The sequence below is a fragment of the Pantoea sp. MQR6 genome, assembly GCF_022761075.1.
GTDB classification, from domain to species: Bacteria; Pseudomonadota; Gammaproteobacteria; order Enterobacterales; family Enterobacteriaceae; genus Pantoea; species Pantoea phytostimulans.
In genome coordinates this window covers 101638-125825 of sequence record NZ_JAKYXB010000005.1, presented here as the reverse complement: position 1 = coordinate 125825, position 24188 = coordinate 101638, and the positions used below count along the sequence as shown (strand labels likewise).

At 48.5% G+C, this 24188-nt stretch carries 25 protein-coding genes and 1 pseudogene; 15 read left to right on the top strand and 11 right to left on the bottom strand.

The features are described 5' to 3' along the window. Nucleotides 1-26: 26 nt before the first annotated feature. From MUG06_RS18080 to MUG06_RS18070, 3 genes are all read left to right on the top strand, one after another. Entirely contained in the window at nt 27-770 is a 744-nt protein-coding gene (locus MUG06_RS18080) for an SDR family oxidoreductase (RefSeq protein ID WP_243079533.1), read from the top strand. Nucleotides 771-784: 14 nt separating this feature from the next. Continuing rightward, nucleotides 785-1186 (top strand): VOC family protein, encoded by a 402-nt coding sequence (locus MUG06_RS18075; RefSeq protein ID WP_243079532.1) that lies wholly within the window; start codon nt 785-787, stop codon nt 1184-1186. A gap of 71 nt (nt 1187-1257) precedes the next feature. Further along, entirely contained in the window at nt 1258-2241 is a 984-nt protein-coding gene (locus tag MUG06_RS18070; protein WP_243079531.1) for a saccharopine dehydrogenase NADP-binding domain-containing protein, read from the top strand. Between the two features lie 1028 nt (nt 2242-3269). On the opposite strand, the gene MUG06_RS18065 is transcribed toward MUG06_RS18070, so the two are convergent. From MUG06_RS18065 to MUG06_RS18030, 8 genes and pseudogenes are all read right to left on the bottom strand, one after another. Beyond that, entirely contained in the window at nt 3270-3560 is a 291-nt protein-coding gene (locus tag MUG06_RS18065) for a Bor family protein (RefSeq protein WP_243079530.1), read from the bottom strand. Nucleotides 3561-3761: 201 nt separating this feature from the next. Then, nucleotides 3762-3896, bottom strand: a pseudogene (locus MUG06_RS18060) (molecular chaperone DnaJ); the annotation flags it as partial. A gap of 349 nt (nt 3897-4245) precedes the next feature. Further along, nucleotides 4246-4623, bottom strand: coding sequence for a hypothetical protein (locus MUG06_RS18055; RefSeq protein WP_243079529.1), 378 nt, complete (start codon nt 4621-4623; stop codon nt 4246-4248). Nucleotides 4624-5230: 607 nt separating this feature from the next. Continuing rightward, nucleotides 5231-5650, bottom strand: a complete 420-nt coding sequence (locus tag MUG06_RS18050) for a VOC family protein (RefSeq protein WP_243079528.1) — start codon at nt 5648-5650, stop codon at nt 5231-5233. A 214-nt stretch (nt 5651-5864) separates the two neighbouring features. Then, nucleotides 5865-6575, bottom strand: coding sequence for a helix-turn-helix transcriptional regulator (locus MUG06_RS18045; protein WP_243079527.1), 711 nt, complete (start codon nt 6573-6575; stop codon nt 5865-5867). Continuing rightward, nucleotides 6572-6964, bottom strand: a complete 393-nt coding sequence (locus tag MUG06_RS18040; protein ID WP_243079526.1) for an amino acid-binding protein — start codon at nt 6962-6964, stop codon at nt 6572-6574. The genes MUG06_RS18045 and MUG06_RS18040 overlap by 4 nt, the downstream gene beginning before the upstream one ends. After that, on the bottom strand, nt 6957-7280 hold the full coding sequence (locus MUG06_RS18035; protein WP_243079525.1) for an antibiotic biosynthesis monooxygenase: 324 nt from the start codon (nt 7278-7280) through the stop codon (nt 6957-6959). The genes MUG06_RS18040 and MUG06_RS18035 overlap by 8 nt, the downstream gene beginning before the upstream one ends. A 284-nt stretch (nt 7281-7564) precedes the next feature. Further along, on the bottom strand, nt 7565-8296 hold the full coding sequence (locus MUG06_RS18030) for an aspartate/glutamate racemase family protein (RefSeq protein WP_243079675.1): 732 nt from the start codon (nt 8294-8296) through the stop codon (nt 7565-7567). Between the two features lie 436 nt (nt 8297-8732). On the opposite strand from MUG06_RS18030, the gene MUG06_RS18025 reads away from it, so the two are divergent. Both MUG06_RS18025 and MUG06_RS18020 read left to right on the top strand, forming a co-directional pair. Further along, on the top strand, nt 8733-9635 hold the full coding sequence (locus MUG06_RS18025; protein WP_243079524.1) for a pyridoxal-phosphate dependent enzyme: 903 nt from the start codon (nt 8733-8735) through the stop codon (nt 9633-9635). A gap of 323 nt (nt 9636-9958) precedes the next feature. Beyond that, a complete protein-coding gene (locus MUG06_RS18020) occupies nt 9959-10561 on the top strand; it encodes a LysE family translocator (protein ID WP_243079523.1) in 603 nt (200 codons plus the stop codon). Nucleotides 10562-10650: 89 nt separating this feature from the next. Here the strand turns inward: MUG06_RS18020 and MUG06_RS18015 are convergent, their stop codons facing one another. Continuing rightward, on the bottom strand, nt 10651-11511 hold the full coding sequence (locus tag MUG06_RS18015) for a DMT family transporter (protein WP_243079522.1): 861 nt from the start codon (nt 11509-11511) through the stop codon (nt 10651-10653). A 130-nt stretch (nt 11512-11641) separates the two neighbouring features. Between MUG06_RS18015 and MUG06_RS18010 the strand changes: the two genes are divergently transcribed. The 4 genes from MUG06_RS18010 to MUG06_RS17995 all read left to right on the top strand — a co-directional run bounded on the left by MUG06_RS18010 (nt 11642) and on the right by MUG06_RS17995 (nt 14899). Further along, the gene (locus MUG06_RS18010) at nt 11642-12514 is read left to right on the top strand and encodes a LysR family transcriptional regulator (protein WP_243079521.1); all 873 of its coding nucleotides are present in this window, start codon (nt 11642-11644) and stop codon (nt 12512-12514) included. Between the two features lie 95 nt (nt 12515-12609). Then, nucleotides 12610-13308 carry an alpha/beta hydrolase gene (locus MUG06_RS18005; RefSeq protein ID WP_243079520.1) on the top strand — a complete coding sequence of 233 codons (699 nt, stop codon included), beginning with the start codon at nt 12610-12612 and terminating at the stop codon, nt 13306-13308. A 601-nt stretch (nt 13309-13909) separates the two neighbouring features. Next, nucleotides 13910-14389 carry a GNAT family N-acetyltransferase gene (locus MUG06_RS18000; RefSeq protein ID WP_243079519.1) on the top strand — a complete coding sequence of 160 codons (480 nt, stop codon included), beginning with the start codon at nt 13910-13912 and terminating at the stop codon, nt 14387-14389. 213 nt (nt 14390-14602) lie between these two features. Next, complete coding sequence (locus tag MUG06_RS17995; RefSeq protein WP_243079674.1) at nt 14603-14899, top strand: hypothetical protein; 297 nt, start codon at nt 14603-14605, stop codon at nt 14897-14899. 163 nt (nt 14900-15062) lie between these two features. On the opposite strand, the gene MUG06_RS17990 is transcribed toward MUG06_RS17995, so the two are convergent. Further along, nucleotides 15063-15356 carry a YciI family protein gene (locus MUG06_RS17990; protein ID WP_243079518.1) on the bottom strand — a complete coding sequence of 98 codons (294 nt, stop codon included), beginning with the start codon at nt 15354-15356 and terminating at the stop codon, nt 15063-15065. 177 nt (nt 15357-15533) lie between these two features. After that, nucleotides 15534-16550, bottom strand: a complete 1017-nt coding sequence (locus tag MUG06_RS17985) for an AI-2E family transporter (RefSeq protein WP_243079517.1) — start codon at nt 16548-16550, stop codon at nt 15534-15536. A 1117-nt stretch (nt 16551-17667) separates the two neighbouring features. On the opposite strand from MUG06_RS17985, the gene MUG06_RS17980 reads away from it, so the two are divergent. The 6 genes from MUG06_RS17980 (at nt 17668) to MUG06_RS17955 (ending at nt 24093) form a co-directional block, all read left to right on the top strand. Beyond that, the gene (locus MUG06_RS17980) at nt 17668-18024 is read left to right on the top strand and encodes a multidrug efflux SMR transporter (RefSeq protein WP_243079516.1); all 357 of its coding nucleotides are present in this window, start codon (nt 17668-17670) and stop codon (nt 18022-18024) included. Next, complete coding sequence (locus tag MUG06_RS17975; RefSeq protein WP_243079515.1) at nt 18017-18343, top strand: SMR family transporter; 327 nt, start codon at nt 18017-18019, stop codon at nt 18341-18343. The genes MUG06_RS17980 and MUG06_RS17975 overlap by 8 nt, the downstream gene beginning before the upstream one ends. Nucleotides 18344-18362: 19 nt before the next feature. Further along, the gene (gene cutC / locus MUG06_RS17970) at nt 18363-20744 is read left to right on the top strand and encodes a choline trimethylamine-lyase (protein ID WP_243079514.1); all 2382 of its coding nucleotides are present in this window, start codon (nt 18363-18365) and stop codon (nt 20742-20744) included. Continuing rightward, a complete protein-coding gene (locus tag MUG06_RS17965; protein ID WP_243079513.1) occupies nt 20707-21789 on the top strand; it encodes a glycyl-radical enzyme activating protein in 1083 nt (360 codons plus the stop codon). Before cutC ends, MUG06_RS17965 begins: the two co-directional genes overlap by 38 nt. Nucleotides 21790-22976: 1187 nt before the next feature. Beyond that, complete coding sequence (locus MUG06_RS17960) at nt 22977-23783, top strand: PhzF family phenazine biosynthesis protein (RefSeq protein WP_243079512.1); 807 nt, start codon at nt 22977-22979, stop codon at nt 23781-23783. Nucleotides 23784-23850: 67 nt separating this feature from the next. Beyond that, nucleotides 23851-24093, top strand: a complete 243-nt coding sequence (locus MUG06_RS17955) for a hypothetical protein (protein ID WP_243079511.1) — start codon at nt 23851-23853, stop codon at nt 24091-24093. Nucleotides 24094-24188: the final 95 nt, after the last annotated feature.

Here is a 24188-nt window from a genome sequence, read left to right as displayed (position 1 = left end):
GTATTCTTTCACTTACAGGAGCCATCATGAAACACGTTCTGATTACCGGGGGCAGCAGGGGAATTGGTGCCAGCACAGCGATCGAGTGTGCAAGGCGTGGATTTGGCGTCATTCTGACGTGGAACAACCAGGCTGAATCAGCGCAATCCGTTGTCAAGAGCATCCAAGCCTCCGGTGGTAAAGCCATTGCTATGAAGCTGAATGTTGGCGACGTCGGTAGTTTTGATGAGTTCCGAGCTGCACTTGAGCGGGTGATGAAAGCACAATGGAATACAACAGGTCTTGATGGCCTCGTAAATAACGCCGGCTACGGACTCTTTAACCCCATTGAGGCCGTAACTGAGGAGCAATTTAATGGCTTGATGAATGTGCATCTCAAGGGGCCATTCTTTCTGACACAGAAGCTGCTGCCTCTTCTGCGCAGAGACTCCTGCATTGTCAATATCACAAGCGCTACCACGCGTGTCGCCACCGCTGGTGTCGCCCCTTACGCAGCATTTAAGGGGGGGCTTGAAGTCCTGAGTCGCTATATGGCGAAGGAATTTGGCGAACGCGGGATTAGAGTGAACGCAGTATCACCTGGCCCCATCCGCACTGAACTTGGCGGTGGGCTTAATGACGAATTTGAATCTCTGCTCGCTTCACAAACTGCGCTGGGACGCGTTGGTGAGCCTCATGAAGTCGCTCGGGTGATTGCCTCTTTGCTGACGGACGATGGGGGCTGGATCAATGCGCAGTCAATCGAGGTTGCGGGTGGCTATAACGTCTGATAAAGGAATTTATTTTGCTTGATCATATTTTTATCTCAGTCAGTGACCCCGTACGTTCAATCGCATTTTATGAGCGCGTACTGCCTGTTCTTGGCATCGTAAACCGCCATGACTATGACGGTGCACAGGGGCCTCACGGACACCCTGACCTCAAAGGATTTGGTGCAAATGGCCGGATATTTTTCTGGCTCAGGCAGGGGACTGTTTGCGCTGATGCTGTCCACGTAGGTTTCATCGCAGAATCGGAGTCCATGGTTAACGCGGCGCATGCTGAAGCTCTTGCTGCTGGTGCAACCGAAATTCACCCACCGGGAGCACAGAAGCATTATGACCCCCGTTATTACGCAGCCCAGGTCAGAGACCCAGACGGATATAGCATTGAGTTTGTCTATAAAAGTTGGCAACACAATCCATAAGCCGTACACGCTTACTATATGAACTCAGATGCTAAACCAGCATAACGGGTGCACTGTTACACAGGATGAATATGAAAACTATGATGATCTATGGCGCTACCGGGTATACAGGAAGCATGATTGTTCAACACGCATTAGATTCGGGCATACCGGTGACTATTGCAGGCCGTAGTGAAGATAAACTTGTCGCTATGGCCAGTGAGCTGAACTTACCATACAAAGTTTTCTCTCTTGAAAATCCGTCTGAAATAGATGAGGCGCTGGCAAATGTTACGGTATTGCTCAACTGCGCAGGGCCTTTTGCGTACACTGCCGATGCCCTGATAAACGCAGCGGTACGCAATAAGATTCACTATCTCGATATTGCCGCAGAACAGGACAGTTACAGGCTGGCTGAAGCCTATGAAGAGGATGCGAGCGCCGCAGGCGTTATGCTGCTACCGGGGTGTGGAGGATCGGTAGCAATGCTGGGGTGCCTCGCAGTACATGCCGCAGAACGGGTAAAGTATCCTGTAAGCATTTCTCTGGCACTGAACGTGGCCGGATCAATGTCACGGGGCTCAGCTGTGAGCGCGATGGAGAATTTATCGCCTGAATGTCTCATAAGACTCAATGGACAGCTGGTGCCGAAGGACCCCGGCGAACTGAGATCTTTTGATTTTGGCAGTGGTGCACGAGAATGTTTTCCAGTAACCCTGCCGGACCTGGTCACTGTCTGGAAAACAACGGGCATCCCTGATATCTCTACATTTGTACACGTTAGTGGGATTGGGTTTCCACAAGGGGATTTATCTACATTACCCGATGGCCCTTCAGCAAAAGAGCGTGAAAGCAGTCGTTACCAGGCTGTTGCCGAAATAGTAGACGCTGAAGGAAAGACAGTACAAATGCTGCTAGACACGGTTAATGGATACAGTTTTACTGCGATAGCCGCAGCGGAGGCAGCGCGAAGAGTGCTGGCGGGAGATGCAAAGCCTGGTTTCCAGACGCCCGCAGACTTATTTGGGAAACATTTCGCGGAAACCATCGCAGATACGCGTATCACTCAACTGTAAGCCTTGTGTCCTAAATAATTTGAGGGGCCAATGAATGTTGGCCTACTGAAAATGTCCTGTCTTCATATCCTAAACATTTTTGATGTACTTCTTATTCCTGAGCTTTAGCACTTCCAGGAACATTCATTGTTAAACGCCAGCCTCATAAGATTTTCAGCGTCCGCTGATCGCTCTTAGCAGACCTTGCCCTGCCGCATGTCCGCTTTGTGCCAGGAGCGGACATTGCTAGCATTGGAATGCTCAAATCTGTGGCGAGCAGATGACAGTGCATAACCATGCAGCCGCATCGAAATCATCAGAGGCGTTTTTCAGGATTCTGGTCGGGGAAAGGTGCCTGAAACGGCCCGCACGCGCCAGAGTTGCGCTGAGGAGCTATACGGCGGGGCAATAGCACTGTTATGTTAAATCTGCCAGGGTGGCAGGGTGCGGTGCGAAAAGGGCGGCAGCTGGCTTCGCTTGTGCGGCGGAACGTTCCTTACCAGCCTTAAAGGGTGACGGTTCCTGCTGGTTCCGGTCACAGTAAGCCGTTCTGAATCTCACCCCTGATTCACCCCGCTTTAGATGGCGGTTTTTTTTGCCTTCGGGGAATAATGAATTTTACTGAATATTCACTGCGCGAAGCCGATAAATATGTAGCCCTCACCAGGGTGACCTTTGATCACTGCAAAGCAGATTTTTGTTTCTGACGGCGCTTAATGCGCCGTTTTTTTTGCGCTTTGCAGACGCAGGTAAAAACGTGTATCCCGCTACTGGCGGGCTTTTTTGCTGGCATGCGCAACAGGGAAGATATGTTTGAAATTATGAAAATATTCAGTAGTCATTAGTGTATGTCCGCTTCTCGCTCAAAACGGACTGACATGCCTCAACAGCTTACCACTGCTTTTACCAGGCTGGACGACGTTGCCTGAACTCGTTTCGAGTAACGTCGTCAGCAGGCAAGCCGCGCAGCGGTACGACAGCAGAATTTAATAGTTACAATATTTAATAACAGGCGCAGGATTAGGCCGGCGAACCGGCCTGAGGCATTATCAGATGGCGCAATAAACGCGCGCTTCACGTGGCGTGTAGATACCAAACGTCACCACGCTCAGTAAGCCATTAACAAACGTCTGCTGCACTTCAACCCGACTAATTTTTTCCTGGCCGCCGCACACCTGCGCTGCATCAATGCTCTTACGCTGACCGATACCTGAAACAAAGAACGGCTGGCTAGTGGTTTTCGTCGCCGCGCCAACTTGATTCTGTTTCATTACGAAAGTCTGCTGCGCACAGCCGGTTAAACTCAGAGCCAACAACGCCACAACACAAAGCTTGTTCATAAATATCCTTATCGCCTGAAATGAAAAAATAAATGCTGAGTGAAATCATCACTCAGCCAGCAATCAGGTTATCGACAACGAAAGCGGAAACATGAGAAAGATTTTTAAGTACGCCTAACGGATACGTTTTGCTGAATAGTACAGCAATAAAAAAAGCCCCTGCACAGCAGCGGCTTTTTATGTTTACCGCAGCGTTTCCGCTTAGCGAGTCAAATCGTAGAAGAACTTTTTGACGCCATCGAGAAAGCTTTTTGAATGCGGACTGTTCTTCTCGCCCGCCGCACCACCAAAGCTCTATTCCAGCTCACGCAGCAGCGACTTATGCTTCTCGCTCATAGCGGACCCTGGCCTGCCGTCAGTCCGCTTTGTGCCAGAAGCGGACGTTGCGAACATTGTGCTATGTTGTTTTACGGGTAGCAGGATCAATGATCCGGAATGGCACATCACGATTAAAAGCAGAACCAGCCCAATTTCCGTCCCTGCAGTATCCGGTAAAGTAGAAGGGCAAACAGTCCGGTTAAGCCAAGACCCGGTATATCCCGGAAGGATATATTAAAGAAATAATTCAAATGACTGTATCATTTAAATAAAAACCCTGATTATTCTCAGGAAATTAAAACTAAACTGGCAGGGGTTATATTGCACCTGATAATCATGAGCTAAATTACAACTTAATTATCAAACGTTAATGTAGATGCAGATTATTGTCGTTGCGCTCAGGTATACCATTTTGATGAAGTTGTCTTGGGCAAGTCTTAATTGCACAACGGTGCGCATAACTACATTGGTCTTTTTTCAAAAATTTCTCGCAGCCCGTATAGGCTTTCAGAGAGTTCCAGGCGGTTTTCGTATAAAAACCTGTCTTTAACGCCCTGATAAGCTTGATTGTTTCTCTGCCTTCAAACATAAACTTACCCTTGCTTAAAAGAATATATTTTCCCGGCGTCAGGTCCTCATCGTACTCATGCCAGATAATACGGCACACTTTGTTATGATTCATAATCAATGAAAAAGATGTGGCTGTTTCGGGACTGATGAGCGTTTCCAGTAAAAACCATTCCATATTGCCTCCTCGGTCAGTGGGAGGTGTAATTTATATCAATATGAACAGGCTGTAAGATTTGAAAAGTAAAAAATTACTAAGAGATCAGCATTATTTTGTTTAACAGTCTTGAAAAAATTTTGTTACCTGACAGTTCCCACTGTAAGAAAATGGAGTCATTTATTTTAAACTTAATGCATGTGTAAATATACAGTACCTCATATACTTAACGTAAAACATTACGCATGGCTTTTCTTTAATCTTGATTAATCAACACAAGGAAAAGTCGATAACTTTCTTGATTCAGATCAAATTAAGTTTGAAAGTTATGTTATGTATAATTTGACCTGTAACAAACAAATTGTGCATTTGTTATCCGGAAGACACAGTTTTAAAAAAATATATTCATCCGGAAATATCTTCATTAATACTGATTAACTGAAGACAGAATACTTGCTTCTGGTACTGTTAACAGTCAGGCAGGGTGTCAATATCAGTGACTTGCATTGCCAGCTTAACTTTCTCTTCAGCTTTTTGTACGGGCAAACGTTTAAATCAGCAATGTTATACCATTGCATATTCCGTTCAGTCGCAGTTGCTTAAACAGGCCGGAGGAAAAGCAGGAAAATCACTCAATATATTGGCTGAAACGCAGAAGATATCCATCCGGATCCTGCACCAGAAACTCTCTCTGGCAGGCTATCGTTTCTCCGGTACTGTAGTGGTTATCGCGTAAAGCCCGATATAGCGATATGCCATGTGCGAGTAAACGCGCAAGTATTTGCTCAATATCGTCCACTTCTATCTGGAAATTAACGCCACGACCTAACGGTTTGACGAGTTCTGATGTATTCCATCCTTCAGCATGATACTGCTCAAGCATGATTTGCGCCTCACCGAGGCTGACATAAGCAAAATCAGGATCGCTACGTTTTATCACAATATTGAAGCCAAGCACATCAACATAGAAGTACAGGGAAGCAGGAAAATCCGTTACGGTCAGTTCGGGAACCATACGGTTCAAGTAGGGGTCTTTCAGGTCAGCCATTGATATCATCCTTTTTGACTGGCATAGCATACATCAGGCGGCTTTGTGTAAGACGATGTTATGGGGTAAGTCCGGTGGCCATATTGTCTGACTTACAGTGCGAGAGTTTATGCTGTGTTTGTCAGGCTGCATTAAAGCCCGACTGAAATCAAAACAGATGAATCAGAGTAAAGCGGAATAACCGGCGAAAAAGCAGCCTGCACGCAATTAAGGATCAGGTTAAATCCAAACTGAACAGGCGACGCAGGGCAGTTCTGCCTCTGTCGGTCACGTTCACTTCGCGATATCCCGGCGTGCGGGCTACCCATTCTTTCTGCAGAAAAAGCGTCATCAGTGCCGAACCAGCATCCCCTCCCAGATGAAAGCGTCTTTCGCTCCAGTCGAGGCAGGGGCAGCAGGATTTGCGACGCGGGCGTGAGTTAAGCACTGCGCCAAGATTCTGGAAATGAGATTTTCCGTCTGGCGTCAGCGCAGTGCCGTCAGCCTCAAGCCATTTATCCTGCAGCATAAACTCATAAATATTTACAGCAAGTTCTCCCGCCAGATGGTCATAACAGGTGCGTGCATAACGTAAATAGGCGGGCGAGCGAGACACCGGAGATTTGAACGTGTGCATGGAAATCCCCATCAGGTTTTCCAGCAGTCCGGCGATATGGTAGCCCGCAAGGCTGTAATAGCGGTGACGGCCCTGAGTCAGGCAAATAATCAGCCCGTTGCTGAGAAGCCGGCTGAGATGACCGCTGGTTGTCGATGCGGCAATGTCAGCCACAGCGCTGAGTTCAGTGGCTGTCCACGCGCGCCCATCCATCAGGGCGCACAGAATACTGACCCTCGACGGGTCAGATAGGGCAGAAGCAACCTGTGCCATAGATTTTTCCAGAGAATCATCCGGCTCACTGTCGCGTTCAGTTTTTAGACGTTTCATTCAGGGAGTATTGCCCATTGTTGGGTTACTTCAGCTGCCCGGCTATCGTCATCCGTAATCAGAATAAGCCTGTTAGTGTGATCGCTGTACTGTACCAGAATGTTAATGCCGTTCCTGGCAATTACTTCAGCTATGTCTCCAAGCTCACCCGGGCGTTTCTGAGGTAATTTTCTTATCAGAGGGCGGCACACATTGCTGACATCAAAACCGGCATCAGTCAGAACCTTACGGGCTTTCTCACCGTCTTCAACAAGGAAATGCGCGTGTCCGGCTTCTGGTGTCGAAAACACGCCTCCTCCCTCAAGGCCGACACCATTTGTGCCCAGCACACTTCCCAGTGAGCCAAGCGAACCTGGAGTATTACTGAGAATGACGTGAATATCATACATGCTGATGCGTTCCCTTATCAGATGAGTAATCACGGAATACACTGGCAACGCGTATTCTGTAAAACGAGAAAATTGACTGTTTACCTTCTTTTTGTGCTGCCAGGTGCATAACGTTCCGCTTCCACTCAGCCACAGAATCTTCATCCTCCCACCATGACAAAGAAAGGATTTTTCCGGGCGTAGTCAGACTCTGGAATCGTTCAATGGAAATAAAGCCCGGCGTGTCTGACAATACTGGTTTCAGCTCGGCAGCGAGCTGAAGATACCGTTCCCGGGACTCTGGTAAGGCATCCGCCTCAAAAAGTACTGCAATCATTTGTCTGCTCCGTCGTTGATTTCCGGTCAGCTTATTGCCAACAAAAGCCTGATGCTTCGGCCTTCACCGAAGTATGTCTGTTTCGTGGAAATCAGAATTGTTTAGACGGATGAAGTCTCACAGAAAAACGGACAAAAGATTCAAGGTCTGCAACGATTTATAGACTGGGCTGATTTACTTGCGATTAGTCCATACGTAGTGATATTCGAAATCTCCGCTTCTGGCATGTGGCTGCCAATATGCAAGGTTTTCAGGTTGGCTATGAGTGAAAATCGGATATCAGTTTAGCCGGTATTATTGGTGTCGCCTGTAGTTTTCCCGGACAGTCGCCTGTAGTTTTTGATGGTCGCATTGGAAAGGCTTGCTGCCGTATCCACAATGACAAAGCTGAAAGAATTGTCATTTATCAGGGGACTAAGATCTGTACATGCGATAAGAAGAGCCTCCACCTTATAACTTGCCACTAAAGACATTAAATTCTGCCACTCTGCCTTTACATCAGGCTCGTGAAAGCCTTTTGTTTTAACCCGACCAATCAGCGATGTGGTCATTTCACGAAGTAGAGGTGAATCAATAATCTTTTTGCCAGTAGCTTCAATCCGCGCCTGATAGAAACCCGCTTCCAGCGTGGGTTCTGTAGCCAGTACAGCTAGCCTGGTTGTTTCTACAGGCAACGACTCAAGTGCACTGTCTGCAATATGCAGAAGTGGAATACCAGAGCTCGCCGCCTTCATTTCGGCAAAGTAGCAGTGCGCAAGGTTACAGGGAACAGCTATCAAACTCACTTTTGCTCTGACGAGTTCGGCAATACCCTGCTGCAGGGCTGCGATCATCGCATCATCATCAATTTTCTTGCCCGGCCAGAAAGGTGTAGGCAACGAGATGATATGCATTTTTGGAAAATCCAGGTCATATGTCGCTCCGTACCCGATCTGGCAGTCTGCCACCAGCATATCAACAAAGGGGGCTGTGGAACGGGGTCCCATACCTGCAAGCACACCTATAGAAACAGTCATCAACAGTGCCTCCTTTCAACATTTTCTTTCAGTTAACAAATGATCGCTGAGTTGCTTAAAAATTACAGATTTTTGATTTTTATGCTTATTTTAAAGGGCTGATTATAATTTTTGATCTGCTTCTCGTCAGAGAAAAAATCGTCATGCGAATAATGTCTTCATCAGCAGTATAAGGACTTGCTCAGTAAGACGCGTTGTCCATGAGCAGTGACCTGGAACAGAGTGCCAGTTATCGTGAAGAACTGATTCTGATGCCTCCTCATCAAGCTACAAGTGAGAACACATCGGTGGAACACGGCTATATATCTGTAACCAGCCCAATCAGTAAGAGGTGTATCCACCGCGTTTTGCTAATAAATTTTATGATGTCCTTCTGAAAAGGCTTCGGGCAGAACAGCAGTTACGCTGAGAGATGAATTCATAAGGAATTAAATAAATGGAAATAAGCATTCGGACCCCTTTGATACATTCCCTTTCTTTAAGTCAACACAGTGGATGCAATGTCTGGCTGAAGATGGAGTCTTCCCAGCCCACCGGCTCTTTTAAACTCCGGAGCGCGGGGCATGCCTGTTGCCATTATGCCAGTAAGGGCGCTACAGCATTTGTCAGTTCATCGGGCGGAAATGCCGGAATTGCGGTGGCTCACAGCGGTCGCAAACTGGGGCTACCGGTAACTGTCGTTGTACCGGAAACCACGTCAGCCAGAGCAAGACAGCTTATTGAACAGGAAGGGGCCAGGCTCATTGTGCATGGAAAAGTATGGAGTGAGGCTAACGATTATGCCCTGTCACTGGCGACGGATGAAATCATCTATATCCATCCGTTTGATAACCCGCTTTTGTGGGAAGGTATCAGCACAATTGTGGATGAGGTTATCAGTGAGGGGGTAAAACCTGATGCCGTTATTCTGTCCGTCGGCGGCGGAAGCATGCTGTCCGGCATAGCGCAGGGCCTGGAAAAAAATCAGCTTAGTCACATTCCGATTTATGCCGTTGAAACCCACGGCACTGCCTCCCTTAACGCCTCGCTTAATGCCGGTAAGCTGGTGCGTCTTGATAAAGTCAGCGGCATAGCCACGACGCTGGCCGCAAGCCAGGTGTGCGAAAACGCGTTTAACGTGGCCAGTCGCCTGGATGTCAAAAGTATGCTGGTTTCTGACGCAGAAGCACTGCATGCCTGTCGGCATTTTCTTGATGACCATCGCGTGCTTACTGAGCCGGCATGCGGTGTGTCACTGTCACTCTTGTACGAAAAAAAAATCCGTTTTAAACCTGCCGATAATGTACTGGTTATTGTTTGCGGTGGGGCGTCGGTCACTCTGGAAGGGATCGCGGGATGACAGAAGAACGGAGTGAACATACCGGCGTTCACTCCAAAAGGGGCGGCTGATCTGCCGCAATTGATTAGCATATCATGATGCGAGGTGAGGCCGCTTTTGGCACAAAGCGGTCAGGTGTCCGTCAGAGTCTGTTATGAGCTAAAAGCAGGCATTTTCGCCCAGAATGAACGCTGAAATATCCCAATGTCATTAGTAAGTCAGGTAGGGTGATTTGGATTACGACGAGGATTAGAAACTGAAGCGATTTACGAGCCTGTTGTGTAAGACGGATTATGCTTAATAGATTCGCAACGTAGGGGCTGGTCGCTTACTATTTAACTCATATGGACATCAATCTTCCTGGCTTTATGCCAGCATTATTACCTGTTGCTTTGTCTCCTGGAGCAAGTTTCACGCTTGTTATGAGCAGCGCGCTAGCAGATGGACGCAACGGCCTTTTCAGAACCCTCGCCGGAACAGCATTGGGAATTTATACCCATGCGCTTTTCATCGGACTCGGCATAACTGCAATTATTATTTCATCGCCAGCAGTTTATGGTTTCCTGAAAATTGCAGGAACAATTTATCTTCTTTGGCTGGGCGTTACGCTTATCCGAAGTGGACTGAATGCAAAGCGCAATCAACCCAAAAACAGCGTGCCTCCAATTACATTAAAAGGTGCGTGGCTGGCTAATGTCCTCAACCCTAAAGCCATTATTTTTTATCTCACCGTTGTTTCTCAGTTTGCTGGAAACCAGGGAGGCGTAGACAACTACCTGATATTAGCTACCGTCCATGTGGTGATTATGAGCCTCTGGCTTATTACCATAAGCCGTATCTTGGTATTCTCAGCCCAAAAAACCAATCCCTTGATGCTGAAAAAATATGTGAACATAGCTGGAGGAGCGCTACTCATTATTTTTTCACTGCGCAGCCTTATTCACTAACTTCTGACAATCGACTTCCGCCTTCTTCTTACTCTGCTCTGAACGATATCATTTAGGTCTGTTTTGAGCGGAAAGCGGACTTTCACTGTTTACAATCGAGGTGTCCTGAAAACCATCATAATCCCGAGCAGGATGGCTCCCATGCCCGCCACGCCTGACATGGGGAGTGCATTACCCAGCAATACGTAATCCAGTGCGGCCGTAATGACCGGCACCAGATAAAACAGGCTCGTTACGTTAACAATGCTCCCTGTGCTGAGCAGCCGGTAAAGCAGTAGCTGCGCTACCACAGAAATAAGTACACCCAGAAACAGCACTGAGGTGAAAAAGGCCGGGGTAAGGCTGACGTGGAAAGTGTCTGTGGGGAGCAGGCAAACGCATAGCACAAGACTTACTCCGTACTGCAGGGGAAGAACGTCTGCAGGGGCCTGGCGGGTTTTCTTTTGCATTATTGCGCCGAACGTCATAAACAGCAGTGCGGCCAAAGCAAATATCACGCCGGAGACAGGCATATGCGAAGCTGAGAGGCTGCGCCACACGAGCAAGACCAGACCTGAAAGTGCCAGCAAAAGCCCGGCGAGCCGGGTTCCCTGCATTCTGCGTTCAACGATGCACAGCGTAAGTATGGGCTGAATGCCCATGATGGTTGCAATCAGACCGGGTGTGACGCCGTGCGCCATCGCCTGAAAATAGCAGACGGAATAACCCCCAATAAGCATCAGGCCGGTCAACATAACCTGTTGGCGGGTACCTTTCTCAGGCAACCAGCGGCGACGTAAACAACCCATTAACAACAGCGTTCCGAGGGCAACGGCGAAGCGGAAAATCAGCAGCGCCAGTGGTGAAGCATTATCCAGTCCCAGGCGGGTAAATATAGCAGCACAGCCCCAGAGCAAAACAAAACCGGATGTTACCCCCTGTGCTAAAAAAGCATCTCTTTTCGCTGTCATTATTTTTGTATTCCTGAGGCGTTTTACGCTGGCCGGCAATCATGACGCCAAAATTACCATCTCAGTTGTAATCACAAAAACGAATCTTTAGCATGCTTAACATGACACATTCAGATGCATAGTCGGGTTCATGGACGTGAATATTCAGAAGTACAAAGCATTTATGAAAGTGGCCGAGGTAGAAAGTTTTACCAGAGCAGCCGAAAAGCTTTTTTACTCTCAGTCCGGTATAAGCCGCATGATTAATGATCTTGAAAAGGAGTGGAACGTTGTCCTTTTTGAGCGCGGGCGTACGGGTGTACGTCTGACTTCAGATGGCGTCAAACTGCTGCCTTTTGCTCAAAAAGTATTTAAGGAATACCAGCAGCTTCAGGCTGAAGTCGATGCGCTGAACGGTCTGCAGTCAGGCGTCATTCGTATCGGCACCTTTTCGAGCGTGGCGACACACTGGCTGCCCGGCATTTTGCAATCCTTCAAGCAGGATTATCCGAACATCGATTTTGAGCTGTTACTCGGGGATTATACGGAAATAGAAAGCTGGATTACTGAAGGGCGGGTTGATTGCGGTTTTACGCGCTTACCTGCTGCATCTGCACTGGAAACCATTTTTCTTGAAAAGGATGATTATCTGGCCGTTCTTCCCGAAGGGCATTTGCTTGCAGAACAGGATACGGTGTCTCTTGCCTCATTATGCGATGAGCCATTTATTCTGCTGGAAAAGGGGAAGAATAATGAGATTTCTGACATTTTCAGAGTGAGCGGGCTGAAACCACGTGTGAAATTTACTCTTTGGGATGATTACGCTGTCATGGCCATGGTGGGGAAAAAACTGGGCGTAAGTATTTTACCCAAGCTCATCCTCAGGAATATGCCCTATGACATTATTACCAGAGAGATAGACATATCGCCTCACCGAAATATTGGGCTGGCCTTCAGAGACAGGAAAATGACCTCCCGTGCAGTGAATCAGTTTATTCAGTATCTTGATTTTAGAACTTGTTAACCACTTCCTGATGCCATTTGCGGGACTGCAAATGGCAATGTGCATGAGAGCAGTCATAATGCCAATGCCCTTACATCCACTCTTTCGGAGAGCTGATGAACACTGCTGATTGTCCCGTTGTGCTTATCCCCGGCTTTATGCTTGATGAAACGTTATGGGACACTTTTACAGCCAACTTTCCCCAGATGCGGCACTTCATCCCGGTAAGCCTGGCGCAGGGAACGACCATTCAGGAGATAGCCGCCAATATAGTCAGGATGCTGCCCGACCGTTTTATCCTGATGGGTTTTTCACTCGGCGGGTATGTAGCCAGAGCCATTTATGAGGCCTTCCCGGAACGCACTGTCGCTATGATCCTGGTCGCCACCTCTCTCAGAGAAGATTCGGCGGAACAGAAGCGGACGCGCATAGCTGCAGCCAGCGCCATTTCTGCCCGAGAATTCACAGGGCTGAGTACAACAGCAATCAGAAACGCTCTTCATGATGGCCGCGCCACTGATTCTGCCCTCATTGAGAAAGTCAGGGCTATGGGTAAAAGGCTGGGTTCGGAAGTATTCAGAGCCCAGTCGGGGCTGAGCCGTGAGCGTCTTACCACAAAGCCAGTTAAGTGCCCGGTATATGTTATCGCGGCGAAACAGGATCGTCTTCGCTCCCTGGAGGAGGCCGAAGCTCTGGCGGCCCTGACCGGAGCCTGTCTGGATTACGTTGAGGGTTGTGGTCACCTTATACCTCTTGAAAAACCAGACAAACTGGCACGGCTTGTTTCCCGCTGGCTTAATGAAAAGGGAGTATGAGGCTGCGCAGATGACAGCAAATTCAAGGTAGTTATAGCAGGCCCAACGTTCTCCTCAATTAAGTTAGTGTTGCGCCGACCAGTTTAACTCCAGCGAAAAGCGGAAATTTACGTCAGATGAGCACCATAACAAGGCAGCTCAGAACGCATCCGCCGATAAAGAACGGTGCATTGATGGCCGTGTAATAAAATGGCCGCGGTATTTGAAGGGGGACGATGGAACCGGTTACTTCTGTACCGTTTACGCGCCTGCAAAAGAAACCTTTCAGGGATGCGCTGCATTTCTAAAATGTAGAAGACGTCGCCCATCGCCATAAACCCTGATATGTAAAAGCTGTCTGTCAACGGACAGCAGAGAATGCGTGCACCTGAACATTGGTCATCCTTGTGTTTTTTTTGATTTGAAGGGAAAAGGGTAACGCCGGATGGGATTTCTGCCAGTCATGGAAGCTGAGTGGTAAGTAACAGGCTGTGAGTGGGACGAGACAGTGGATGAATTTTTTTCGATAAACATAAACGAGCCCTGAAGCTGGCATTGCGCAGCCAGCCGGTCTTCGAACGTGATCTTCAGGCGACTTTTAAGCTGAATCAGGAGGGATGTTATGAGTGTTCAGGATTTCGGGAGTGATATAGAGCCCATCAAAATTTTCAGGGAGGAGGCTGAAGATATTCTGGACAGGATTGCCGGTTTTCTTTTCACCGTTTATCCGTATAAAAAAACCGCGGCTCATATCTGCGATGGGCTTGATAAAGGCCGTGCTAATTTCCGGATTATGGCTCACAGGAAAAAGTATGATCTCTATCTTCGTATCGGCCATACATGGGCGTCAGATGAGCGAAAGAGTATCGTCGTTGCGCGCATAGGATTTGAAAAACAATCGTCAGGGCATGGAACGGCGTTGCTGAAGAAACTGACAGAAATTGCACAAGAGTACGATTATAGGTTTTTGGCGATTGAGTCAGTGAATGCTAACAGTGAAGCGTTTGCCCGTAAGCTCGGTTTCGAACAGCACTCTATACCCAAATGCTACATCATCGCGACTGAAGCGCTGATCATGAACCTGCAAAGGCGGGGAGCATGAAAAGATATTTGAGGGTCAACTTATCTTTTCAATAACCTGAATCTGTTAAAGCCAATTAAACACCGGGACAACCTCTAACGCCGTTGAAAAGGGGCCGTTATAACGAATATGTAAGATCTGGCTGTTATGAAATGAATCATGTTTAGCGTTTTTATTGACCAATTGGTAGAGCCACAAATTTGTAATCTGTTCCTCTTTTCAGGAGGAACTCTTGTGCAATTACGTCACTTATTTATCTTGATATACGTTGTTCTGTTGATGGTCAATGCTCCGGATGCTTTAGCGGCATCCATCCGGCAGAGCGATGACCAGATCCGACAGCTCATTATCGACGAATCGATCGCATCTTATCCTGGAGTCTGTGCTTGTCCGTTCAATTCCGCGCGTAACGGAAGCAGCTGTGGCAGGCGAAGCGCGTGGAGCAAGCAGGGAGGATATGCACCAATTTGTTATAAAAAAGAAATACCAAAAGAGATGGTTGATGAGTGGCGGAAAGGACATGACGCTTAGCCCAACCGCTGGTGGATAATTTTTAGCGCTGGCTGGCATCTATCCCTTTCGAAACTAAGACGACTCATAGCTCATGAATTTACTGAAAAGTCGTGGCTGTTATCGGGATTCCAGGCAGGCAACTTACGGAAGTCTCTCGTCCGCTATGAGCGGAAAGCGGACATCAATCTTTAAGCATGTCCTCAAAGGCCAGGCTCCACGATAAAACCTCAACCGATGCTCGCAAGCCATGGACCCAAAAAGGATCATCGGAAAATATGGATAAGGCCTCTTCTTCATGCTCAGCCTTCACGACCCATAGCGCTCCGACAGGTTGATCGTTATGCTTTTCACGTAATGAACCGGCAGCAAGAACCACACCTCGTTTTTGCTTTAACCAGTCTAAATGAGGATTGAGATAGTGTTTTCTGACATTGTATTCACTTGGATGATCGGTGAACCTTATTGCGAAAAGCATGCGGTTGTCTCGCGTCAGTAAAAAAATGAGAACAATTAAGGGGTCAAAACTTTATTTTGGAGGTTTCAGCCTGTAAGCACTAAAAAGGATAGAAGTTTTTTGAATTTCACTAAAAGGGGGCAGCATTCGCTATAAATTAATTCTGCTGCATATTTGACAGGTTGATTTAACGTCAGCTTATATGCCCTGCCGGTCTAAATAGCCTGCTAACACAACTTTTTTGATAAGATAAGTAAGCGGAATGGCAAGAATTGCTCCGGTGATCCCCAGTAAGGCCTGCCAGAACAGAAATGCCAGCAACTGCGTAGTCATCGTCATGTCCAACTGCTTACCAATCAGGAGCGGTTCTATTACCAAACTCAGCGTCAGGTTTAATACCGTAAAAAATCCCGCCACCACCAGTGCAGTTTGCACATCAAACAGAATGTAGCTCTGGATCACTGGCGGTATCGCTGCCAACAGCGAGCCCAAAACCGGGACATAATTAAGAACGAACATCAGTACTCCCCAGAAAAAAGCAAATTTTAATCCGAGAAGATGTGCGCCTGTGCCGACAATCGCGCCACCAAGGATGCTGCTCAGCGTCTTCACTCGCACATAGACAATGACACTCTGAATACTTTCCTGTAATGCGATGTACAGCGCCTGGTATTTCCCCTGCGAACGGTGTTGCAGCGTGATTTTAAGTAGCGGTAGTTCATATAACATAAACAGCAGCATCAGGAACACCATAAGCCACCAAGAGAGCACGCCAGGGATTTGAGTCAGTAATGCAGTTACCCTACGAACCACCATGCCTGCATCGATAAACGCCAGTATTTCACTGGGTGTCAGAGTGATATCAATATAGGAAAACGTCAGTATCAATTGCTCCACCCGGCTTGCCAGTAACAGTGGTGCCTGGCGACTGAGCTGAATTAATTCCGGTGTCAGCACAGTCAGTTTGACAGTAATGAATACGATAATCATCAGCAAGACCACAATAACTGACAGTGAAGACAGGATGCGTGGGATCCGTTTTTTTTCCATCCCTGTGATGAGGGGATCGAGCATGACAGACAGCAAAACTGCCAGCAAAACCTGGTTAATTAACGGAGCGGCAAGATGTAATCCGAAGATAATCAGGGTGAGACAGGCAAGTGTAAACAGCACGGGTAACAGGGGCGTCCACAATGCAAACCAGTTCTTTCTCATCAATTGTGCTCCTTAACGACAGGGGCTCGCACTATAAATGAAGGTCTGCAAAACGAGCTTGTCTGAAGTCAATACGACTCAACCTAACGTGCCGCATGCGTAAGGTTTTAACCAGCCTGTCAGACCTGACACCATCACGGAGCAAATATTCTGTTCGCCGTTTAAGGTGAAGCCGGTGGCAAGGGTGAATGGACATCATAAACGTCTGATTAATGGCGGGCTGAGTTATTCAGAGCAGCAGTCGTATATCAGTGGTTATTTAATTCATTACTGATCACGGCAACGTTATGCCTGCCCGTAAAGGCAACGTAGTCAGCGTGGTTTATTCTCATCATTCCACACCGACAGTTTTCAGAGTCTGGAAAGTGAATAAAACCGCACCAGAATCAAAAAAAATTTTCTATGCGGTGGCATTATACACGCCAGATTCTGGCGCAACTTTCATTTACTGAAAAATTAAACCTGCATTGCTGACTTGCCAGTGAATATATCAGGATTAGAGGGTTAATCACTATGCATAAACTGTTGATAATATTAATTGGAGTGCTGATGGTCGCTGTCATCCTCATTTCTGACAGCCATGGCGGAAAAGTTCACAACAGGGATCAGGTATTTCAGTTAAAACCGCCTGTAACTGACTGACTGAGTTGTTATTAATTCCGTAATTGTAAATGTTCATACTTTCTGCCCCTTGCGCTTTCCGTCAATCTATATTTTAAACAAGGTAAGTAGAGCTCTGTAAAGAGTAATGAAGTAAAAATCCTGCCACACAAAAAATAATACATTATCTCTTCGCGCAGCGTCAGTTACCAACACTGCCGGCCCGGTGGATTATGTATTCCGGCTTCAGCCCCTGCGGTCCGAAATAAACATTATATTGATTAAGATCAGGGTAATGTTTTTCCCGGCCGGTAGTCTACCCGCCACCGTTATTTAAGCTCCGGAATATTTAATAAAGTTGCTGGTGATTTTAAAAAGTCATGGCAGAGGTAAGTTCAGCGGCTTTTACACATTAACTGTCGTTTATTTTAACAGGCTCAACGCTTTGTCGCACGCGTCTGTCCCTGCTCCTGAGTAAAAGCAAAGCAGGGAGAAGAGATAACTGAGAGAGGTAATAATGAAAATTAACTGTAAAGCGTGGCTTTGGCTCATCCTGGCAATAACGGCCGAAGTCACCGCCACCTTTTATCTTAGCCGTAGCGAAGACACTTACAGTCCTGTTCAGGTCATCACCATCATTCTGGGTTACGGTGTAGCGTATTACGCGCTGACGTGGGTGATGAAATCTCTGCCTCTGGGTTTTGCATACGCGTTGTGGTCCGGTATTGGCATCACGGCCGTCAACTTCATCAATATTGTCTGGTATCAGTACCGGCCTGAGCCAGCTTTTTACGCGGGCCTGATGCTCATAATCAGTGGCGTACTGATTATTAATCTTCTCTCCGGACATAAGGAGGAGAACCGGCATGAGTAACAGCGTGATTATTGCCTGGATGAGCCTGGCAGTCACTGCAGAGGTGCTCGGTACTACGCTTCTGGCCAGAACGGAACATTTCCGCCGGCCTGTTCCTACGCTTCTTGTTACGTGCAGCTATGTCCTCTGCTTTTATGCTCTTTCCCGCCTGATGGCACTGACTTCCCCCGGTCCTGCCTATGCCGTCTGGGCAGGGGGAGGGGTGCTGCTGGTCAGCCTCTCAGGCCAGATATTTTACGGTCACAAACCCGACCTGCCCGGCGCGCTAGGAATTGGCGCCGTCGTACTCGGCTGCGCGATGACTGGCCTTTACAGTTGAGAATGAAATGAGGTGCGTTTTGGAAACATATATCACTCCCCGCATCACCGCGATACGCGATGAATATCTTCAGGCCCGCCCTTCCGTGTGTATTAACCGGGCGCTGGCATTCACCGATGTATACCGCCGGAACCCGGGTTTACCAACCGTCATTAAGCGGGCCCGGGCATTCCGGGCGGCCTGCGAAAGGGCACCGCTGGCAATTTTCGACAACGAGCTGCTTATTAGCCATCCTGCCGGGCGTCGGCGGGGGGGAGAATGTTCGCCGGAAATCGCCTGGCGCTGGCTGGCCGATGAGCTGGATACGCTTAGTACGCGCAGTCAGGACCCGTATGACATTGATGAAAGCGACAAACGGCGCCTGCGGGAAGAGATTTTTCCCTTCTGGAAAGGCCAGTCACTGGATGAAATGGCAGAAACGCAGTTGCGTGAGGCGGGGCTGTGGAGCTGGAGTCATGAGGCGGGTATATGCGATTTGAGCATTAAAACGCAGAATGGCGGCGGCGATTCCTGTCCTGGCTATGGCAACCTGTTATTGAGGCGGGGCATGGCTGCCATCTGTAACGATGCTTATGAGCAGCTGGCCAGACTGGACAGCACCTGTCCGGAGCACATAAATAAAATTCATTTTATGCAGTCCGTTACCGAAACGTGTGAGGGAGTGATGCTTTACGCCCGGCGCTATGCAAATCATGCGCAGACCCTGGCGGGAAGTTGCGCCGATCCGATCCGTGCGCAGGAGCTCAGGAAAGTCGCAGAAATATGCCGTCGCGTGCCAGCCCATCCACCCCGAAATTTTCATGAGGCATTGCAGTCCGTATGGTTTCTGCAGTCGCTGTTTACTCTTGAAGAGAATCAGACGGGTATTTCGCTGGGCAGGGCCGATCAGTATCTCTGGCCGTTTCTGGAAAAAGACCTGAAAGAAGGCACATTAACGAAGGCTGAGGCGGGCGAGCTGATTTGCTGCTGGCTGGTAAAGATGTCGGAGGTTATGTGGCTGTGTAGCGCAGATTCCGCTATGTATTTTGCCGGCTATCAGCCCTTTATCAACCTGGTCGTTGGTGGCCAGAAACGCGAAGGCGGCGATGCGACAAATATGCTGAGCATGATGTTCATGGACTGCTCGGCCCAGCTGAAACTCTACCAGCCCGCGCTGGCGGTGCGGATCCACAATGCATCGCCGGAGCCCTTCATGCGCAAAATTGTCGAAGTGGTCCGCAGCGGCATGGGTTTTCCGGCCTGCCACTTTGATGATGCACACATTAAGATGATGCTGCGTAAAGGTCTGGATTATGAAGACGCCCGCGATTACTGCATCATGGGCTGTGTTGAGCCGCAGGTTGCGGGCAGAATGTACCAGTGGACGTCAGCCGGATACACCACTTTTACCGCTGCTATTGAGCTGGCCCTGAATGACGGCCACAGCCCACGGGACGGTTCGCTTCAGGGGGAGCGCACCGGCAAGCCGGAGAGCTTCAGCGACTACGCGTCCTTTGAAAAGGCAGTCTGGCGTCAGCTGGACTTCATCATCCGGCGGGCCGCTCAGGCAACGCTGATCCTGCAACGTCTGCACCGTGATTACGCGCCAAAGCCGCTCATTTCCTGCCTGACCGAGGGCTGTCTGGAGCAGGGGCTGAACGTTATGGATGGCGGAGCACGGTTCAATAACGGACCGGGTCTGATCTGGACCGGCCTTGCGGATTACGCCAACTCTATGGTGGCGATACGAGAGCTGGTTTATCGCCGGCGGCAGGTTTCTTTGCCGGGATTAGTGCAGGCGCTGAAAGATAATTTTGCAGGTCATACGGCCCTGCATCATGCCTGCATGGAAGTGGCCAAGTACGGTAATGACATTGAGGAGGTGGATAACGTGGCGCGCGATCTCATTAACTATGTCGATCGCGAGCACCGCAAGTATCGCATGCTGTATGGCCCCTTCACACTCGGTACGCTTTCCATTTCCAATAACACGCCGTTCGGCAAGCTGACCGGCGCACTGCCTTGCGGACGACTAGCTGGCCGTCCACTCGCTGACGGTATCAGCCCGGCCCAGCAGACGGACGTACTGGGGCCCACGGCCGTCATCAGCTCCGTCAGCCGTATCAACGTCGAGGCTATGGAGGTCGGGATGGTGCATAACTTTAAACTGATGTACGGCATTCTGGATTCTGAAGAAGGCGAGCGGGGCCTGATTAACCTGCTCCGCACTGCCAGCCTGCTGGGCAATGCACAGATGCAGTTCAGTTATATCGATAATGAAACGCTGCTTGAAGCCCAGCGGTCGCCGGAGGACTACCGCTCTCTGATGATCAGGGTAGCAGGTTACAGCGCCTTTTTTACCGAACTCAGCCGGGAGGTCCAGGATGAAATTATCAGCCGGACGGTGCAGTCAGGTTTCTGACAGACCGGAGGTCACCGGCCGGGTGATCAACATTCAGCGCTTTTCCATCCATGACGGACCGGGCACGCGCACCGTGCTGTTTATGAAAGGCTGCCAGATGCGCTGTGCCTGGTGTGCCAACCCGGAAAGTCAGGACCTGCGGCCTGAGGTTTTTGTAGATGAGTCAAAATGTGACGGGTGTGCCCGCTGTCAGCCTTACCGCCGCGCCTTTTTCGAGCGGCCTGATGTGGCCTTGCTTCCCGACCGTACTGCACCGGATTCTACAGCCTGTCGCGCACTTAAGCGTACCAGTGAGATCATTGCGCTGGATGAGGTGATGGCCCGCCTGCGACGTGATGAGCCCTTTTACCGGCTTTCAGGCGGTGGCGTGACCCTCAGCGGGGGCGAAGCTGCCCTGCAGCCTGACTTTTGCCGGGCAGTGATTACGGCATGCAGAGAGGAAGGGCTGCACACGGCGGTGGAAACGGCCGGCTTTGCGTCGTGGAAAAACGTGTGGCTGACGTGCGGGCAGGCAGATCTCATCTTATATGACCTCAAAATGTCGACAGATGAGCTGCACGTACGCTACACAGGCGTCAGTAACAGGCGCATTATCCGCAACCTCGAAATGCTCCTCGAAGCCGGTAAAAAGGTCCGCATTCGCGTCCCGGTCATACCGGGCGTCAATGACACAGAAACGGAAAGCGACCGGCTAATGGCGCTGATACGCAGCACGACGCTGGGATACAGCAATTTTGACGGAATAGATTTGTTGCCATATCACCGTTACGGCGTACATAAATACCGGATGCTGGGGAAGTCATATCCCTTCGAAACCCGGCACAATGAGAGCAGGCCGGCTGATATGGCGGTCATGAAAAATGCTGCATTGCGCTGGATGCTGATGACTGACGAGGACGCTTGTGTACCTGCTTTAAATCAACCGGTACATTTTCAGGAGCGCCCCCACCGGCACCAAATTTCCCGGCATCCTGAGATGCCGGAATATCAGGCATCATGCAAAAACCGCTTTAAAATTATAAATCCGGTTCATGTTTACCTGTAACGGTATGGACAGACTGCAAAGGTACAGGCATGCACATATGAGCATGCACCATTCACAATATATTTTTCGCAGCCAGTATGAGTTACCAGCATCTTCCAGAACGGCATACTGAACTGCTGTTCTTTGATTAAGGAAAGTGATTTGATTATTTGATTTTCCCGAAACCATACCCTGCCGCTTTTATAGATAATCTTTTTGTTTTTTACTATATTCCTGTTATATACATGCCAGACAATCATGGCCTCCTTTTTCGGATGAGAGATAAACGTAAAAGACATGTGCGTCTCCGGACTGACTAAAGTCTCTGTCACCGTATAAAACATACACTCCCCTTCATTTCATTAACACTAATTAGTTTAATGATAAGGTGAGGGAATAATATTGAGTTACAGCATTTGTATAAATCCGTAAAATATAATATTGAGGCAGTTAAGAGAAGGTTAATCAAATAAAGATAAACAGGTAGAGTTGCATGCCAGTTGTTATTTTTATCCTGAAAGCTCTCCGGTGTTAATTAATGTTACTATCAATGTTATATTTTCTTGGATGATGAATGAATAAATTCAGTACGATGTTAATAAGCAGTGAGGTGCGGAGTTATTACGCAAAGGAACAAGTAATCCAGTATCTCAGGGTTATCTCGCGGCAGTATATTATTGCGGTTTACCAGTACCCGCATGGTAAATCAGCTGTCGGGTATGATCTGGATTCGCGAAACGCGTATGGTCAGAGTGTTCAGGTTGTGGTCTGTGTTCCAGATAAGAGTGCACTCTTGCGTTATGCCAGACTGGCTAAGCCTGCGCCTGAATTCTGATTTTCGCAGTTTCGGGGGATGGCTGACGATGCAGATTTCTAAGACATTGCAAAAAAAGGAAATAATTGTCATTCAGTAATAACATCAGGCGTGAATTGATATCAGGATTTACTATAATCAAGCTGAATTCGGTGTTGCCGCCGTCAGAAGAACATAACCAGAGCAAAGTAGGCGACCAAGTCCCTACGCAGTCGTTTGATGAAATCATTTCAATATTTCGCCAGACAGGAGCGGAAAACAACATACAGTACAGAAAATGCGTGGTTTCAAAACTACAAAAGAAGAGGTTCTTTAAAATTAAAGGCCGCGTAAATCATATCGCCCAAGTACCGAGTTTCTCGTTACACCATTTATAACTGACTGGAAAAAAACGATGATAAGCAATAATACAAACTCTATCCCGTTTTATCAGGTTGATGCTTTCACTTCTCAGCCGTTCGGCGGTAACCCTGCGGGGGTTTGTCCGCTTGCGGAATGGTTGAGTGATGAAACATTACAGGCAATCGCGACTGAAAATAACCTCTCAGAAACGGCTTTCTTTGTGCCAGTAGAAGAGGGTTATCACCTGCGCTGGTTTACGCCCGCTGTAGAAGTGGATTTATGCGGTCATGCTACGCTTGCGGCGTCCTGGGTGTTATTCAATAAACTGGATTACTCAGAGGAAATAATCAGATTCCATACACGTAGTGGAGAACTGGTGGTATCTAAGCCCGGGGACGAGTATTGCATGGACTTCCCGGCGAAAGAAGCTAAGCCCGTAGAAACGCCGACAGGTTTGCTGGAAGCCCTTGGCATTAACACCGGCGCGGTTGGGGTGTGGAAATCTGACGATCTGATCGTTCTGGTAGATAATAAAGCCATCATTGAGAAGTTGTCACCGGACTTTAACTCATTGAAGAGTTTCAATACTCGCGGCGTAATTGTTACTGCTGCGGATGATAAATTTGATTTTGTATCTCGCTGGTTCGGACCGAAAGTCGGTGTAAATGAAGATCCGGTGACTGGCTCTGCTCATACCTTTCTAGCGCCATTCTGGGCTGAACGTTTGGGTAAAAAAGTGTTATTCGCCCAACAGGGCGGTGCACGTAAAGGTTCACTGCGTTGCGTTGTTCGCGATGATGGACGCGTTGAGTTGTACGGTGCGGCGCGTATGACGATTGAAGGGACGTTCAGCCTGTAATGATACATAAAGACCTCAGTTTTGTGGTCACGGTCGGAACGGTCATCCTCATTCTTATGTATTGCGTATGCGTCTGGTTCTGTCTGAGCTAGAGTTTATCTGGGTGGCATATTACCGCGCCACCTCTTTTAAAAGAGTTATCTTCATCGGCACGATGCGTTTCGGCCTGTATGCTTCACCTTCCAGACTGGAAATGCCGCCCGAAAACTGGGCATGTGATGCAGCAGAAATGGTTAATGACTTTGTGGCCCGCCTGGAAATCGGAAACGTATCCTACGTTAAGCCTGTTTTTACAGCAACTTGGTACTGACGGGCTGCTATAAGCGAAAATCGAACCTGGTAAGCGCAGCATGTGGAGCTTAAGAGAGTATTCGTATCCCGGCTACCCGCTGAAGGCGCAACCGG